Origin of the sequence: Variovorax sp. H27-G14 (genome assembly GCF_046156345.1) — a bacterium.
Taxonomy (GTDB): Bacteria; Pseudomonadota; Gammaproteobacteria; order Burkholderiales; family Burkholderiaceae_C; genus Variovorax.
The window spans coordinates 84,108-98,841 of sequence record NZ_JAYLVN010000021.1 but is presented as its reverse complement, the minus strand read 5'-3'; the positions used below and the strand labels follow the sequence as shown (position 1 = coordinate 98,841).

The window sequence follows — 14,734 nt, the reverse complement described above, 5'->3', positions numbered from 1 at the left end:
CGCGCGCCCTGAACAACGCAGCCACGAGCAAGCGCCTTACAAGAACAACCCAAAGGAGCGCGTACCCTCTCCCTGCGGTCGCTGCCTATCCCCGGCTGGTCGACCGAGTTGATGAGCCCCGCCAAGCAGCCCCCCGGTCGCTGAGCCAAAATGGCCTTCTGCCCTCCAAGCCCTTGCTGCCCTCCTCCGTGACCACTCCCCGCCAGGCCCAGCCGCCCTCCTTTTCGCCCGACGAGTTTCGTGAAGCGCTCGGCATGTTCGCCACCGGCGTCACCGTCGTCACCGCGCGCGCGGCAGACGGCACGCTGGTCGGCCTCACCGCCAACTCCTTCAACTCGGTGTCGCTCGCACCGCCCCTGGTGCTCTGGAGCCTGGCCCGCGCCGCCGGCTCCATGCCCGCGCTGAGCACCGGCTCGCACTACACCGTGAACATTTTGGCGGCCAACCAGAAGGCACTGGCCGAACGCTTCGCCGCCAAGAACATCGACCGCTGGGCCGACGTCGCCTACACCGAAGGCCTGGGCGGCGCGCCCGTACTGGCCGGCGCCGCGGCAAGCTTCGAGTGCTTCAACCGCAGCCGCTACGACGAAGGCGACCACGTCATCTTCGTGGGCGAGGTGGAACGCTGCACCCACGACGGCGGCGCCTCGCCGCTGCTGTTCCACGGCGGGCGCTTCTACACCGAACACCCCTTGTAGTCTTCGCAGTCACGGGTGCGGGCCGTGCTGCGCGCGGCGGGCCTAGCGCGCGTCGAGGTTGAGCACCACGACCCCGCTCACGATCAGGGCGACACCCGCCATCCGCAAGACCGTCATCGATTCGCCGAACCAGACGATGCCGAGCAGCGCGATCACCGCGGTGCCGCAACCGGCCCAGACCGCATAGGCCAGGCCCACTTCCAGCTGCCTGACCGAGATCGACATCAGCCAGATTGCAGCCGCATACGAGCCTGCGACCACCAGCGACGGAACAAGGCGCGTGAACCCGTCGGCGTACCGAAGCGCGATGGTTCCTGCAACTTCCGCGGCAACGCTGGCCGCAAGCAGCAGCCAGGAGAACGTGTACGGGCCCATTGAATACCTCTCGGGCTCCGCACCTGTACCGGATGCAGAGCCGAGCCATGGGAAGCGGTACCCGGAAACGATGGGCCGGATGCTAACGGCTTCACGTGCCAAGTCCGCACGCGCGGCCCTCGACCGTCACGGTCAAGCCCGGCACCCTACAGCGCCGACTCGTGCCAATGCCGCAGCAGCCGCCGCCCGACCGCGCTCACCACCAGAAAGAACACAAAGCCCAGCAGCGTCGCCGCGATCACCTCGGCGAACAGCAGCGCCGTGTACATGCGCCCCTGCGCGAACACGATCTGCACGCCCAGCCCGCCTTCTGCATTGCCCGAGCCGATGATGAACTCGCCCACGATGGCGCCGATCACCGACAGCCCCGCCGAGATGCGCAGCCCCGCAAAGATGTGCGGCAGCGCGCCGGGCAGGCGCAGCTTCCAGAACGCCACCAGGCCGCTGGCACGGTGCAGCGCAAACAGCTCCGCAAGGTTGCGCGAGGTCGAACGCAAGCCCAGCATCGTGTTGTTGATGATGGGGAACAGCGACATGATGAAGCTCACGATCACCACCGACAGCTCGTTGTAGCCAAACCAGAGCACGATGAGCGGCGCGATCGCCACCACCGGCACCGTTTGCAGCAACACCGCGTAGGGGTACAGGCTGCGCTCCAGCAGCCGCGACTGCGCCAGCACCGCCGCGCCGGCAATGCCGAGCACGATGGCCAGCGCATAGCCCAGCAGCGCCTCTTTCAGCGTGGACAAGGTCGCGCCCACCAGCACGCCGGCGTTCTCGGCGGTGGCGGCCGCCACTTCCGGCGGCGACGGCAGCAGGTAGCCCTTGCCCTGGTAGACGGTGGCGCTCAGCAGCCACCAGAGCCCGATGGCGAGCAGCGCCACCACAAGCACCGGCGCGGCATTGCGCACCGCGGCGGCGGCTGAAGAAGAAAGTGAATTCGTTGCCATGGCGCGCCCCCTCAAGCCGTGGCCTGTGCCACGGCCTGCCCAGGGTGCTGCGCACGCAGCACCGCCGTCACCTGCCCCGTGAGCGCGGCAAAGCCCGCGCTGGCACGCAGCTCGGGCGCGCGCGGAAATGCAAACGGCACGTCGATCACGTCCAGAATGCGCCCCGGCCGCGGCGACATCACCACCACCCGGTTCGACAGGTAGACCGCCTCGTGCACGTTGTGCGTCACCAGCACGCCGGTGAAGCCGGCCTGCTGCCACAGCGACGACAGCTCCTCCTGCAGCACGTCGCGCGTCAGTTCGTCGACCGCCGCCAGCGGCTCGTCGAGCAGCAGCAGCCCGGGCCGCAGGGCCAGCGCGCGGGCCAGCGACAGCCGCATGCGCATGCCGCCCGACAGCTCGTGCGGGTACGCCTTCTCGAACCCCGCGAGCCCCACCAGCTTCAGCGCCTCGGCCGCGCGGGCGCGGTAGCTCTGGGGCGCATGGCCTTCGAGCTCCATCAGCAGTTGCGCGTTGCGCTCCACGGTGCGCCACGGCAGCAGCGCGGCCTCCTGGAATACGAAGGCGCACCCGGTGCCCTCGGGCCGCGTGCAGCGCCCGGTGCTGGGCGCAACAAGCCCCGCCATGACGCGCAGCAGCGTCGATTTGCCGCAGCCCGAAGGCCCGACGATGGAGACGAACTCGCCCGGGCGCAGCGCAAGGTCGACCGTGCCCAGCGCCTGCAGGCCCGAGTCGAATCGCTTGGAAACGCCGTGCAGGCCCAAGGCCGCGCCTTGGCCGCTCATGGGTTGCAACCCGGCACCAGGGTGCGGTCATAGCCCTGCTTCGCATCGAAGTTGGCCGGCAGAAAATTCACGCTGTGCAATTGGCCGGCCAGCTCGCTCCAGCGCGCGTCGCTCATGCAGCCGATGCGGCCCAGGTCGTGCGAGATCAACGTCTCGATCATTTCCTTGTTGGCCGCGTCATAGAGCTCCGGCGTCATCTGCTTGTTCATGCCGGTGATCAGCGGCTTCAGCCCCGAGGGGTTGCGCACGTAGTTGGCCCAGCCCTTCTGCACCGCGGCAAGGGTGGCCTTCACCAGCGCGGGGTTCTTGCGGATCATGTCGTCGGTGGTGAACAGCACGTCGTAAGGCCGGTAGCCCAGCGAGGCCAGCGTGATCTGCTGCACCGGCACGCCGGCCGCGGCCATGCGCGCGGGCAGAAACAGTGAGTAGCCCTGCTGCACCATCTTCGGGTCGTTGCGGAACAGGCTCAGGTCGCCGCTCACCGGAATCTCGCGCGTGCCGGTGAGCTTGTACTGCTTCTTCGTCCACTCCCAGTAGGCGTTGCCCAGGTTCACCGCGAAGGTGCGGCCCTGCAGGTCGGCGATGGACTTCACACCCGGGTCGGCGTGGTAGACCAGCGTGTAGGGCACGTAGTCCAGGTGCGCGAAGACCGCCCGTACCGGCGCGCCGCGCAGGCGGGCCAGCAGCACGTCGTCGGCATTGCCGATGCCGAACTCGGCCTGGCCGGAGGCCACCTGCGGAATGGTCTGGATCTTCGGGCCGCCCTGCAGCACGCTGATCTCGATGCCGGCCTCCTTGCCCAGCTTGTCCTGCTGGGCCTGCCAGTAGCCGGCCTGGTCGGGCTGGGCGAACCAGTTGCTCAGAATGCGCACGGGCTGGGGCGCGTCGGCCGCGTGCGCCCCGGGGGGCACCACGGCAGCCAGGGCGGCCAGGGCCAGCGCAAGCGCGCTATGGCGAAGGGTGGGAGTCATCATGATGCGGAAGCCTTGAGCCAGGGAAGTTGCGCCGCCGTGTAGCGGAAGGTCTGGAACACGCTGTTCTGCCGGCCGGGCACGTACTTGCGCGCGGCCTCGTCCGGGTATTCGGCGAACCAGGGAATCACGTACTCCCACACCACCTCGCCGCCCGGCGTGACCTCGAACAGGCGCCCCGTGGCCGACTCGGTGACATGCGTGTTGCCGTTGGGCAGGCGCTGCGCGCTGCCCATGTAGGCCGTGTAGAAGGCATTGACCAGTTCGTCCGCGTACTGCCACACGACCTCGTGGGAGGCCGGGTCGATTTCGAGAACGCGAGAGAACGCCACATGCTTGCCGGTGCGGAAGTTGCCGTTGTCGAAAGCAAGAATGTTGCCGTTGGCCAGCGCCACCGGCGCGTGCTGGTGCGACAGTACCGCCGGCGGTATGTGCAGTCGCACGTTGCCCGTGGCCTTGTCCACGCCCACGATGCCCGAGGTGGTGCGCAGGCTCATCAGCACCAGGCCCTCGCGCGTCACGTCCAGCCCGTTCACCAGCGGCCAGTGGCTGCGCCCGAAACCGGGGTGAATGGGAAAGTCTTCCGGCGCCAGGTGCTCCCAGGCCTTCCATTCCCACACCAGCTTGCCGTCGCGGTCGACCTCGCGGATCACGTCTGCGTACATCGGCTCGTCGGGGCCGTGGGCCGTGCCGCCGGGCACGCGCTGCGCAAAGCCGGCCGGGACCGGCGCGCAGCCGGTGTACAGCAGGTGGCCGTTGTCGAGCCAGCGGGCGTCGTGGTGGTGCGTCGGGTCCTGAAAGCGCCAGACGATCTCGCCCTCGGGCGTGGCCTCGTAGAAATCGCCGCCGTGCCACAGCGACCAGGCACCGTAGAGCTCGGGCGAGTCGGCGTGGTTGCCGTTGTAGCCCAGGTTGCCGTTGGGCAGGATCACGGCCGCGCGGCCCGGGCGCACCGGCATCTTCCACTGGTGCACGACGCGGCCTTCGATGTCGACCAGGTAGACGTTGCCGTCGTCGGTCTGCGGCGCAATCAGGGTGTAGCCGCCGGCGCTGAGCGCCGGGTCGTGGGCAATCAAGCCGGTGCCGCGGCGGCGCTGGGTGATCTGGTCGACGGTGGTGGTCACGGGGCAAACCTCGGGAGATTGAAGAATGGCGCGAATGTAGGCCGCATCCCCCGTCAGGAAAATCTGTTTGTTTTGTACGGTGCGTATAGAAATTCCATACACTCCCCCGCCATGCGCGCCATCTCCCAGACCTTTCGCTGTTTCGACGAAGTGGCCCGCCGCGGCTCGGTGCGCAAGGCGGCCGAAACCCTGCACCTCACGGCGGCTGCCGTGCACCAGCAGGTGCTCAACCTCGAGGAGCAGGTGGGCACGCCGCTGTTCGACCGGCTGCCGCGCGGCATGCAGCTCACCACGGCGGGCGAGATCATGGTGGCGGCCGTGCGGCGCGGCCAGCGCGACTTCGACAACGCCATGGCCCAGGTGGAAGACCTGCGCTCGCTGCGCCGCGGGCACATCAATCTGGCGGTTTCGCACTCGTCGGCCGAGCAGCTGGTGCCCGAGGTGATCGAGGCCGCCATGAAGCACTACCCCGGCGTGACCTACAGCGTGCGCTCGGGCAGCGGCGAGAACATTTTGAAGTGGGTGGCCAACGGCGAGTCGGACATCGGCTTCTGCCTGCGCCGCAAGCCGCCGCCCGGCGTGGAAGAAATCCGCGCGTTCCCGCAGCACCTGGGGCTGGTCACGCCGCCGGGCCATCCGCTCACGGCCATCGGCAAGCTGCCGCGGCTGCGCGACTGCCTGGACCACCCGCTGATTCTCATGACGCCCGACACCGAGCTGCGCGCCATGGTCGACCAGATCGACCATCGCGAGCACCGCAAGGTGCGCCCGCTGGTGGAAACCAGCTCGGTGGCCATGGTGCGCCGGCTGGTGGCCGGCGGCACGGGCATCGGCTTTCTCATTCCGGAGAACGTGGCGGAAGACGTGGCGCGCGGCACGCTGGTGTGGACCGGCCTGGCCGACGCGGGCGCGCGCTCGTTCAGCTGCCTGTACCAGCGCGCGGGCCAGACCACGGCGGTGGCCATGGGCATGTTCCTGCAGTTTCTGGAGGCGGCGCTGCTGGCCATCGAGAAGCGCTTCGAGCAGCGCGCGCCGCTGCCGGCGCTGAACGCCTTCGCGCAGTGACCCTGAAAAGCGCCCGGCGCGATACGATCATCGGATGAATCCGGCGGCCCCGCGCCGCAACCCACCGACCCGAAATGATCCAGCGCAAGACCCACCTCGACAGCCTCGCCATCGGCCTGCTCATTGCCTGCTGCGCCTTCTGGGGGCTGCAGCAGATCCTCATCAAGACCACCGTGGCCGAGGTACCGCCGATGTGGCAGGCCTCGATCCGCATGGTCGGCGCCACCTTCTTGCTGTGGCTGTGGTGCGTGGTGCGCGGCGTGCCGCTGTTCACGCGCGACGGCACGCTGTGGCCCGGGCTGCTGGCCGGCCTGTTGTTCTCGGGCGAGTTCGCCGGCATCTACCTGGGGCTGCAGCACACCAGCGCCTCGCGGCTCACGGTGTTTCTGTACACGGCGCCCTTCTGGGTGTCGCTGCTGCTGCCGCGCTGGGTGCCGGCCGAGCGGCTGCGCGGCTTCCAGTGGCTGGGGCTGTTCATCGCGTTCGCGGGCGTGGTGCTGGCGTTCAGCGAGGGCTTCGGCCACATGAGTTCGTCGCAGCTCATCGGCGACGCCATGGGCCTGGGCGCCGGCATGCTGTGGGGCCTGACCACGCTCACGCTGCGCACCACGCGCCTGGCCACGGCCAGCGCCGAAAAAACGCTGTTCTACCAAGTGGCGGTAACTGCGGCGGTGTGCCCGCTGCTGTCGCTGGTACTGGGCGAGCACTGGGGCTTTGCCTACTCGGCGGCGGCCTGGGGATCGATCGGCCTGCAAACGGTGATTGGCGCCTTCGCCAGCTACCTCACCTGGATGTGGCTGCTGCGGCACTACCCGGCCACGCAGATGTCGTCCTTCACCTTTCTCACGCCGGTGTTCGCGCTGGTGTGCGGCGTGGTGCTGCTGAAGGAGCCGCTCACGGCGCAACTGGTGGTGGCGCTGGTGGGCGTGGCACTGGGCATCGTGCTGGTGAACCGGCGGCCCGCGGTACAACGCACGGCATGAACCCGATGACCCAGACGACAGTGAAATTTCAGCCGGTGCTCGACGAGATCGTCGCCACCCTGCGCCCGCAGCTCGGCCAGGGCGGCACCGTGGCCAGCTACATCCCGGCGCTGGCGCGCGTCGATGCCCGCCAGTTCGGCATTGCGCTACGCACCTGCGCAGGCGAAGAGGCCGGGGCGGGCGACTGCCAGACGCCCTTTTCCATCCAGAGTGTCTCGAAGCTTTTCACGCTCACGCTGGCCATGCAGCGCATGGGCGACGCGCTGTGGGAGCGCATTGGCCGCGAGCCTTCGGGCAACCCGTTCAACTCGCTGGTGCAGCTGGAGAACGAGCAGGGCAAGCCGCGCAACCCGTTCATCAATGCCGGCGCCATCGCGGTGGCCGACCGGCTGGTGAGCCAGGCCGCGGCCAGCGGGGGCGGTAGTGGCAACCCCAAGGCCGACATCCTCGCGCTCATGGCCAGCCTGTGCGGTGAGCCCATCGGCTTCGACGACGAGGTGGCGCAGTCGGAGGCCGACACCGGCTTTCGCAACATCGCGCTGGCCAACTTCATGAAGAGCTTCGGCAAGATCGACAACGACGTCGCCACCGTGCTCGACACCTACTTTCACCAGTGCTCGCTGCGCATGAGCTGCCGCCAGCTGGCGCGCGCCGCGGCCTTCCTGTGCCGCGACGGCGCCCACCCGAAAGACGGCGAGCCCGAGGTCACCGGCGAGCGGCAAACGCGGCGCATCAACGCGCTGATGCTCACCTGCGGCACCTACGACGCGGCCGGCGACGTGGCCTTTTCCATCGGCCTGCCCTGCAAGAGCGGCGTGGGCGGCGGCATCGTGGCGGTGGTGCCCGACACGCTCACGCTGTGCGTGTGGTCACCCGCGCTCGACGCCACCGGCAATTCGCTGCTGGGCATGAAGGCGCTGGAGATGTTCGTGGCGCGCACGGGGCTGTCGGTGTTCTGAACGCCTCGACGGATCAGGCCGTGGCGGCCACCGGCGCCGTGGCCAGGCAGCCCATGCCGCCGAGCGCGGCCTCCACCGCTTCATCGAGCGGCGTGTGCGGCTCGCGGCCCAGAAAGGCCACCAGCTTCGCGTTGTCCATGCCCACGGGCGTTTGCCAGAGGTAGCGCATCTCGCGCATTTCGCGAAAGGTCGCGACGAAGGGCGAGGCCAGCGCCAGCAGCCACCACGGGAAGGCCGACACGCGCACCGCGGCGCCAGTGCCCTGCGCGTGCCGCGCCACCACCCGGCGGATGGCGCCGCTCATGCGCGTGCCATCGTCGTCCCAGTGGCCCGCCATGTGAAAGCGCGCGAAGGGCTCCAGTTGCGCGCGCCGGGCCAGCAGCTCGACCATGGTGCGGGCCACGTCGGGCAGGTACGACCACTGGTGGCCGACGCCCGCCTGGCCCGGGTAGCTCACGGTCTTGACGGGCTGCCCCGGCTTCACCAGCCCTTGCGAGAACCAGTTGTTGCCCGCCGTCGGCCCGAAGAAGTCGCCGGCGCGCACGATCAGCACGCGGGCACCTTGGCGGCTGGCGTCCTGCAGCCGCCGCTCCATCTCGACGCGGATCGCGCCCTTGCGCGTTGCCGGGTGCTGCGGTGAGTCTTCCGTCAGCAGCGGGAAGGCGTCGGGGCCGAAGTTGTAGACCGTGCCGGGCAGCACGATGGTCGCGCCCGCGGCCTTGGCGGCGGCGATGGTGTTGTCCAGCATCGGCAGCACCAGCTCCGACCAGCGGCGGTAGCCCGGCGGGTTGACCGCATGCACGATGACCGCGCAGCCCCTGGCGGCCTGCCGCACGGCCTGCGCGTCCATCGCGTCGCCGGCCAGCCAGGTGATGCCGTCCTTCGTCGTTTCGCCTTCCGCGCCACCGCGTTTCAGCGCGCGCACCGCCCACCCCGCGTTGCGCAGTTGGCGGGCGACTTCGCCGCCGATGCCGCCGGTTGCGCCCAGAACCAGAACCGTGTCGTTGCGTGCCATCGAATTCTCCAGAACAGTTGTTGATGGACGAATTCTGGGCAAATGCCGGTTGCATTGGAATTGCCGAACATGCACCAGCAGCTATACATTTCTGTATGACTCTGAACATCGGCTGGGAGCTGTACCGCTCCTTCCTCGGCGTGCTGCGCGAGGGTTCTCTCTCTGGTGCGGCGCGTGCGCTGGGCATCACCCAACCCACGGCCGGGCGCCATGTGGCCGCGCTGGAAGCGGCGCTGGGCGTGGTGCTCTTCACACGTTCGCAGGTCGGCCTGCTGCCCACCGAGGTGGCACTGGCGCTGCGCACCCACGCGGAGGCCATGGAAAGCACGGCGGCTTCGCTGGTGCGCGCGGCCAGCAGCCAGGGCGAGGGGGTGCGCGGCGTGGTGCGGGTGTCGGCCAGCGAGGTGATCGGCGTGGAGGTGCTGCCGCCCATCGTGGCGCGGCTGCGCGAGGCGCACCCGGCGCTGAAGGTCGAGCTGGTGCTGACCAACCGCGTGCAAGACCTGTTGCGCCGCGAGGCCGACATTGCGGTGCGCATGGTGCGCCCGAAGCAGGAGCAACTGTTGGCGCGCCGCATCGGCAACATCGCGCTGGGCTTTCATGCGCACCGCGACTACCTGGCGCGCCACGGCACGCCGCGCAAGCTGGACGAACTGGCCGCGCATGCGGTGATCGGCTACGACCAGCCTTCGGCCTTCGTGCGCAATGCGGTGAAGGCGGTTGACATGCGCACTGCAGGCAAGGCCCTGCCGGGCTACACCCGCGACGCCTTCTCGCTGCGCACCGACAGCGACCTGGCCCAGCTCGCGCTGATCCGCGCCGGCGCGGGCATCGGCGTGTGCCAGTTGGGCCTGGCCCGGCGCGGCGAGGGGCTGGTGCACCTGATGCCGCGCGCTTTCTCGCTGAAGTTGGACACCTGGGTCACCATGCACGAGGACCTGCGCCACAGCCCGCGCTGCCGCGCCGCCTTCGATGCGCTGGTCGACGGACTGCAACAGTACGTTGGCGCGCAGCAGGTGCCCGCGCCTCGGGGGAAAATGGCCCGCGCAAGAACACAAGCCACCGAATGAACGACCTCAAAAACACCAGCGACACCAGCGACATCCACGACCCGGCCGACGCCGACGCCCTTCCCCTGCGCGAGGCCCGCCTCTGGCGCGACGGCCTGTGGACCGCCCGCGTCATCAAGAACGAGGAAGACGACGGCTGGGCCGTCGAGATGACCCGCCAGGGCGACCCCGAGCCCGCGCTCGTCGGCCCCTGGACCATGGGCCGCGACAAGAAGAACCCCAAGCCGCTGGACGGCCCCGCCTTCTCCACGCTGGTGAAGACCGCGGCCGAAATCATTCGCCGCCACGAGCAGCATCTGCACGCCACGCTGAACAAGAGCGTGACCGTCACCGCGCGCAACGACCAGCGCATTCGCGTGACGCTGGCCATCGTGCCCGACGAAGACAACCCCTCCGCCACGCTCACCGCGCACGACGATGCAGACGACGCGGAACTCGGCAGCGTGAGCGTGTCGCCAGGGTTCAGGCTCACGGCGAGCAGCGCTTCCGCATGGATCGAATCGGACTACGCACGGCCCAAGTAGGCCCCGCCGCAATCAGCGAAATGACGTATGTGCAGCCCGCGCTGCGTTGAGAAGAATCGGCTCCGACGACACCCACCCGTTGCTCGCCATCCGATAGACAAACAAGCCCGAATCGGTTGAACACCGGCCCGGGCTTTTTTGTTTTCATTTTTCTCAACCCCTCTTCAGGAGCAGCGTCATGCGACACGGTGATATTTCGAGCAGCAACGATTGCGTGGGCGTCGCGGTCGTCAACTACAAGATGCCGCGCCTGCACACCAAGGCGCAGGTGCTGGACAACGCCCGCAAGATCGGCGAGATGCTGGTCGGCATGAAGCGCGGCCTGCCGGGCATGGACCTGGTGATCTTCCCGGAGTACTCGACGCACGGGATCATGTACGACACCCAGGAGATGTACGACACCGCCGCCACGGTGCCGGGCGAGGAGACCGCCATCTTTGCCGACGCCTGCCGCCGTGCCAACGTGTGGGGCGTGTTTTCGCTGACCGGCGAGCGCCACGAGGAGCACCCGCGCAAGGCGCCGTACAACACGCTGATCCTCATGAACAACCAGGGCGAGATCGTGCAGAAGTACCGCAAGATCATGCCGTGGACGCCCATCGAAGGCTGGTACCCGGGCGACCGCACCTACGTGAGCGACGGCCCCAAGGGCATGAAGATCAGCCTCATCGTCTGCGACGACGGCAACTACCCCGAGATCTGGCGCGACTGCGCCATGCGCGGCGCCGAGCTCATCGTGCGCTGCCAGGGCTACATGTACCCGGCCAAGGAGCAGCAGATTCTGGTGTCCAAGGCCATGGCCTTCATGAACAACACCTACGTGGCGGTGGCCAACGCGGCGGGCTTCGACGGCGTGTACTCGTACTTCGGCCACTCGGCGCTGATCGGCTTCGACGGGCGCACGCTGGGCGAGTGCGGCGAGGAAGAAATGGGCATCAACTACGCCGAGCTGTCGATGGGCCTGATTCGCGATGCGCGCAAGAACGGCCAGTCGCAGAACCACCTGTTCAAGCTGCTGCACCGCGGCTACACCGGCGTCGTGAACTCGGGCGATGGCGACAAGGGCCTGGCGGCCTGCCCGTTCGACTTCTATGCGCAGTGGATCAAGGACCCCGAGGCCGCGCGCGACCAGGTGGAGGCCTTCACGCGCAGCACCATCGGCACGCCCGAGTGCCCGATAGAAGGCCTTCCGAACGGCACTGTCAACGACCGCTGACCGGCATCGACCCACGCGCACGCATCAGCGCTGGCGGAACGTGGTCAGCACCTTCAGCACGCTCTGCGTGGCGCCGTCGAGCGCGGCGTGCTGCCGGTGCGCAATGCCCTGCCACCGCGTGAGCCGGGGCAGCAGTGGCAGCACCTGCACGCGCTCGTCGATGGCCGCGTCCTTGGTCTGGTGCAAGGGCAGCAGCGCGGCACCATAGCCCGCGGCCACCAGGCTGCGAATGGCGGCGTCGTAGTTGAGCTCGATGCGTGCCCGCGGCGCGAAGCCCGCCGCGGCAAACCACGCCATGGCCAGCCGGTACATGTGCGTGGTGGCGTCGTTGAAGATGAGCGGCTGCGTGGCCAGCCACGCCGGCGTCACGCGCTTGGGTGCCTTCCAGCGGCGCGGCACGAAAGCCATCATCGGCTGCTCGCGCCACGGCGTGACCACGATGTCGCGCAGCGGCGGCTGCGGCATGGCCACCAGCCCGATGTCGAGCGTGCCCGCGGCCAGCCGCGCCATCGTTTCGTATGAGCCCAGGATGCTCACCTCGACGTCGATGCCCGCATGGCCTTCGCCCAGCACCTCGAGCACCTGGGGCAGCAGGTCGACCACCACGCCGGTGGAGGCACCCAGCCGCACGCGGCCGGTGCGGCCTTCGGTCTGGCGCTTGACGGCATCGACCGCGTCGTCGGTGTCGCGCAGCAGCTTGCGCCCGCGCTCCACCAGCACTGCGCCGGCCGCCGTGGGCGTGACGCGGCGGTTGCCGCGCACCACCAGCGGCGTGTCCAGCCGCGACTCGAGCTCGCTGATGTGCAGGCTCACGGTCGGCTGCGCGAGGTGCAGCGCCTTGGCCGCGGCGGAGAAGGTGCCCAGGTCGGCAATGGCGATGAGGGTGCGCAGTTGGTCGAGGTTGAGCTGTCGCATGGTGTGGCGGGAGCCGAAGGTGGGGGTTGTGGTTATGTATCAGCAAAGCTGATCGAGGGTGTCAGCATTCTCAACTTCCACAATAGCACCGGCCGCCAGAAGATGGGCGCTCCCAACCAAGGAGCCCATCGTGACCGCGCCGAAGCCATCGTCTTTTCATCAACGCCTGATCCATGCCCTGCGGGGCTGGCGCCGCCGCGTGGTGAGCGAGCACCGTGCGCGTGCCGACCTGCGCCACCTGCGCGGCATGAGCGACCACGAGCTGCGCGACCTGGGCATCGGGCGCAGCGAAGTGCCCGCGCTGCTCGACCGCCACCGCCACTGAACGCGGCGCATTTTCTTGCGCTGACGGGCTGCGTTTTGCGGTTCAATCCGGGGCGTGCCCAAGACTGTTTCTTCCCTCTCTTCTTCTGCCTCTCTTCTTTCCATCGAACTGACGTCGCCGCAGTCGGTCAATGGCCGGCGCGCGGCCTTTCAGTCGCTCTGGCTGCTGGTGCGCATGCAGCATGCGCACGACACCGGCGCGGGCGTGGTGCGGCTGGCCGACCTGCGCGGCGAGGTGTCCGACGCCAGCACGCTGCGCATGGTGGTGAGCCGCGCGTTCCGCGACTTCAAGGCCTGGAACATCGAGGTCGGCTGGGGCGAAGACACGCAACGCGAGCCCCGCTTCCTGAACGCCGAGCGGCGCAGCCAGGGGCCGTTCTGGCTGCCGGGCGCCGAGGCGAAACGCCTGCGCGTGCAGGTCGACGGCCGCGCGGCCACGGCGGCGGAGGTGAGCTCGTTCCTGGGCCTGCGCGCGCGCAAGACAACAGCGGCAGGCAGCGCGCCGCCCGATGCCGTGCACCTGCAGGACGCGGCGTTCTGGAAGCAGCTGGTCGCGTCGCAACAGGCAGCGCGGCAGGGCCGGCTGATGGCACCGGTGGCGGGCAGCGACAACAACGGCAACAGCAGCGGCAGCAGCGCCCTGGAATCGATCCGCCTCGCCGGCACCCTGGCCGCCACCGACTTCCAGCGCGCGCTGGTCACGCTGAACGAGGCCATGCTGTGGCGCCGGCTGGGTGACAACGAGCAGGCGCGCAGGCGGCTGCAGGCGCTGAAGAAGCAGCGGCTCGCGCACCACGTGGCCGGCAACGACTACCTGGGCGCGATGGAATGCATCGTCTCGGCCTGGTGCGCCTACACCGCGCGCGACCTGCCGCTGGCGCAGTCGCTGCTGGCCGGCATGGCCGAGGACGCAGCGCGCGGCCTGGTGCTGCGCCATCACCCCGACGTGCGCTTCGAGTGGTGCAACCTGTGGGCGCTGGCCTGCCGCTCGCGCGCGCTGGCGCTCGCGGCCGACGACAAGCCCGCCGCCGCCGCGCTGGCCGAAGAGTCGCTGCGCCGCTTCGGCGAGGCGCTGGCGGCGGCCTTCGAATCGCACTCCTTCGACGCCGCGCAGCACGTGGCCGCCAACATGGGCATGGCCGCCTGGCTGTTCGACCGCGTGGGGCTTTCAGACCTGCCCACGCTGGCGCAAGACGGCAATGCCGACACCACGCGCCGCGCGGTGCAATGGATCGCCTTCAGCGAATGGCTGTGCGGCCACACCGACGGCCAGGGCCGCTCGGCATGGAACGCGATTTACCTGATGCGCATCGCGCGCGGCCATTGCCGGACCGAGCCTCAGCCCACGCTGGCCCAGTTCCGCGCGCAGTCGCCGCTGGACCCGGCCGCCGTCTCCGCACTGGCCGGCCCGCTGGCCGATGCCTTCGATGCCGCGCACTGGCCCGCGCGCTGGGTGCAGGTGGCGCAGGCGCGGCTGACCGACCACCAGGCCGGGCGGCGCCGCTACCCGGGCCTGCAGCACTGCAGCCTGCTGTTCGAGCACGCCTGGTATGCCGCGCACGCGGGCGACCTGAAGGCGGCCGAACAGTCGCTGGGGCTGTTGCGCGAGGCCTTGCCCCAGCTGGTGCCAAGCGACCGCGCGTACTTCACGGAGTCGTGGAACGACACGCTGCCCGCCGAACTGGTGCTGGAGGCCAAGCCGCCGCGCCGCCCTGCCGCACGCAAGAAGACCGCGCCCCGCGCGCACTGAACCCGCTTTC

16 protein-coding genes are annotated in these 14,734 nt (G+C 69.1%); 9 read left to right on the top strand and 7 right to left on the bottom strand.

Annotated features, from left to right (window positions below; all coding sequences use genetic code 11):
• Positions 1 to 188: 188 nt before the first annotated feature.
• Complete coding sequence (locus tag VLK31_RS31100; protein ID WP_409172344.1) at positions 189 to 698, top strand: flavin reductase family protein; 510 nt, start codon at positions 189 to 191, stop codon at positions 696 to 698.
• A 42-nt stretch (positions 699 to 740) separates the two neighbouring features.
• On the opposite strand, the gene VLK31_RS31095 is transcribed toward VLK31_RS31100, so the two are convergent.
• From VLK31_RS31095 to VLK31_RS31075, 5 genes are all read right to left on the bottom strand, one after another.
• Positions 741 to 1,073: a DMT family transporter gene (locus VLK31_RS31095; protein ID WP_409172343.1), complete on the bottom strand. Its 333-nt coding sequence runs from the start codon at positions 1,071 to 1,073 to the stop codon at positions 741 to 743.
• 146 nt (positions 1,074 to 1,219) lie between these two features.
• Positions 1,220 to 2,023, bottom strand: a complete 804-nt coding sequence (locus tag VLK31_RS31090; RefSeq protein WP_409172342.1) for an ABC transporter permease — start codon at positions 2,021 to 2,023, stop codon at positions 1,220 to 1,222.
• An 11-nt stretch (positions 2,024 to 2,034) separates the two neighbouring features.
• Positions 2,035 to 2,808, bottom strand: coding sequence for an ABC transporter ATP-binding protein (locus tag VLK31_RS31085; RefSeq protein ID WP_409172341.1), 774 nt, complete (start codon positions 2,806 to 2,808; stop codon positions 2,035 to 2,037).
• Positions 2,805 to 3,782, bottom strand: coding sequence for an ABC transporter substrate-binding protein (locus VLK31_RS31080; RefSeq protein WP_409172340.1), 978 nt, complete (start codon positions 3,780 to 3,782; stop codon positions 2,805 to 2,807). The genes VLK31_RS31085 and VLK31_RS31080 overlap by 4 nt, the downstream gene beginning before the upstream one ends.
• On the bottom strand, positions 3,779 to 4,903 hold the full coding sequence (locus VLK31_RS31075) for an aryl-sulfate sulfotransferase (protein ID WP_409172339.1): 1,125 nt from the start codon (positions 4,901 to 4,903) through the stop codon (positions 3,779 to 3,781). Before VLK31_RS31075 ends, VLK31_RS31080 begins: the two co-directional genes overlap by 4 nt.
• 111 nt (positions 4,904 to 5,014) lie before the next feature.
• On the opposite strand from VLK31_RS31075, the gene VLK31_RS31070 reads away from it, so the two are divergent.
• The 3 genes from VLK31_RS31070 (at position 5,015) to VLK31_RS31060 (ending at position 7,910) form a co-directional block, all read left to right on the top strand.
• Complete coding sequence (locus tag VLK31_RS31070; protein ID WP_409172338.1) at positions 5,015 to 5,968, top strand: LysR family transcriptional regulator; 954 nt, start codon at positions 5,015 to 5,017, stop codon at positions 5,966 to 5,968.
• Positions 5,969 to 6,042: 74 nt separating this feature from the next.
• Positions 6,043 to 6,951 carry a DMT family transporter gene (locus tag VLK31_RS31065; RefSeq protein ID WP_409172337.1) on the top strand — a complete coding sequence of 303 codons (909 nt, stop codon included), beginning with the start codon at positions 6,043 to 6,045 and terminating at the stop codon, positions 6,949 to 6,951.
• Between the two features lie 5 nt (positions 6,952 to 6,956).
• On the top strand, positions 6,957 to 7,910 hold the full coding sequence (locus VLK31_RS31060; RefSeq protein ID WP_409172336.1) for a glutaminase: 954 nt from the start codon (positions 6,957 to 6,959) through the stop codon (positions 7,908 to 7,910).
• Positions 7,911 to 7,923: 13 nt separating this feature from the next.
• Here VLK31_RS31060 and VLK31_RS31055 read toward each other — a convergent pair whose 3' ends face one another.
• Positions 7,924 to 8,925 (bottom strand): NAD-dependent epimerase/dehydratase family protein, encoded by a 1,002-nt coding sequence (locus VLK31_RS31055; RefSeq protein ID WP_409172335.1) that lies wholly within the window; start codon positions 8,923 to 8,925, stop codon positions 7,924 to 7,926.
• A gap of 95 nt (positions 8,926 to 9,020) precedes the next feature.
• Between VLK31_RS31055 and VLK31_RS31050 the strand changes: the two genes are divergently transcribed.
• The 3 genes from VLK31_RS31050 to VLK31_RS31040 all read left to right on the top strand — a co-directional run bounded on the left by VLK31_RS31050 (position 9,021) and on the right by VLK31_RS31040 (position 11,735).
• Positions 9,021 to 9,995: a LysR family transcriptional regulator gene (locus VLK31_RS31050; protein ID WP_409172334.1), complete on the top strand. Its 975-nt coding sequence runs from the start codon at positions 9,021 to 9,023 to the stop codon at positions 9,993 to 9,995.
• A complete protein-coding gene (locus VLK31_RS31045) occupies positions 9,992 to 10,519 on the top strand; it encodes a hypothetical protein (protein ID WP_409172333.1) in 528 nt (175 codons plus the stop codon). Before VLK31_RS31050 ends, VLK31_RS31045 begins: the two co-directional genes overlap by 4 nt.
• A gap of 178 nt (positions 10,520 to 10,697) precedes the next feature.
• Positions 10,698 to 11,735: an aliphatic amidase gene (locus tag VLK31_RS31040; protein WP_409172332.1), complete on the top strand. Its 1,038-nt coding sequence runs from the start codon at positions 10,698 to 10,700 to the stop codon at positions 11,733 to 11,735.
• Positions 11,736 to 11,759: 24 nt separating this feature from the next.
• Here the strand turns inward: VLK31_RS31040 and VLK31_RS31035 are convergent, their stop codons facing one another.
• Complete coding sequence (locus VLK31_RS31035) at positions 11,760 to 12,650, bottom strand: LysR family transcriptional regulator (protein ID WP_409172331.1); 891 nt, start codon at positions 12,648 to 12,650, stop codon at positions 11,760 to 11,762.
• 130 nt (positions 12,651 to 12,780) lie between these two features.
• On the opposite strand from VLK31_RS31035, the gene VLK31_RS31030 reads away from it, so the two are divergent.
• Together VLK31_RS31030 and VLK31_RS31025 are read left to right on the top strand one after the other, a co-directional pair.
• Entirely contained in the window at positions 12,781 to 12,975 is a 195-nt protein-coding gene (locus VLK31_RS31030) for a DUF1127 domain-containing protein (RefSeq protein ID WP_409172330.1), read from the top strand.
• 54 nt (positions 12,976 to 13,029) lie between these two features.
• Positions 13,030 to 14,724: a hypothetical protein gene (locus VLK31_RS31025; RefSeq protein ID WP_409172329.1), complete on the top strand. Its 1,695-nt coding sequence runs from the start codon at positions 13,030 to 13,032 to the stop codon at positions 14,722 to 14,724.
• The last annotated feature ends 10 nt before the right edge of the window (positions 14,725 to 14,734 follow it).

Bases quoted from the DNA above. Each gene is read 5' to 3' on its own strand.
- VLK31_RS31055 (WP_409172335.1), bottom strand. From the start codon at position 8,925: ATGGCACGCAACGACACGGTTCTGGTTCTGGGCGCAACCGGCGGCATC.
- VLK31_RS31050 (WP_409172334.1), top strand. From the start codon at position 9,021: ATGACTCTGAACATCGGCTGGGAGCTGTACCGCTCCTTCCTCGGCGTG.
- VLK31_RS31090 (WP_409172342.1), bottom strand. From the start codon at position 2,023: ATGGCAACGAATTCACTTTCTTCTTCAGCCGCCGCCGCGGTGCGCAAT.
- VLK31_RS31060 (WP_409172336.1), top strand. From the start codon at position 6,957: ATGACCCAGACGACAGTGAAATTTCAGCCGGTGCTCGACGAGATCGTC.
- VLK31_RS31080 (WP_409172340.1), bottom strand. From the start codon at position 3,782: ATGATGACTCCCACCCTTCGCCATAGCGCGCTTGCGCTGGCCCTGGCC.
- VLK31_RS31070 (WP_409172338.1), top strand. From the start codon at position 5,015: ATGCGCGCCATCTCCCAGACCTTTCGCTGTTTCGACGAAGTGGCCCGC.
- VLK31_RS31045 (WP_409172333.1), top strand. From the start codon at position 9,992: ATGAACGACCTCAAAAACACCAGCGACACCAGCGACATCCACGACCCG.
- VLK31_RS31095 (WP_409172343.1), bottom strand. From the start codon at position 1,073: ATGGGCCCGTACACGTTCTCCTGGCTGCTGCTTGCGGCCAGCGTTGCC.
- VLK31_RS31040 (WP_409172332.1), top strand. From the start codon at position 10,698: ATGCGACACGGTGATATTTCGAGCAGCAACGATTGCGTGGGCGTCGCG.
- VLK31_RS31065 (WP_409172337.1), top strand. From the start codon at position 6,043: ATGATCCAGCGCAAGACCCACCTCGACAGCCTCGCCATCGGCCTGCTC.
- VLK31_RS31035 (WP_409172331.1), bottom strand. From the start codon at position 12,650: ATGCGACAGCTCAACCTCGACCAACTGCGCACCCTCATCGCCATTGCC.
- VLK31_RS31085 (WP_409172341.1), bottom strand. From the start codon at position 2,808: ATGAGCGGCCAAGGCGCGGCCTTGGGCCTGCACGGCGTTTCCAAGCGA.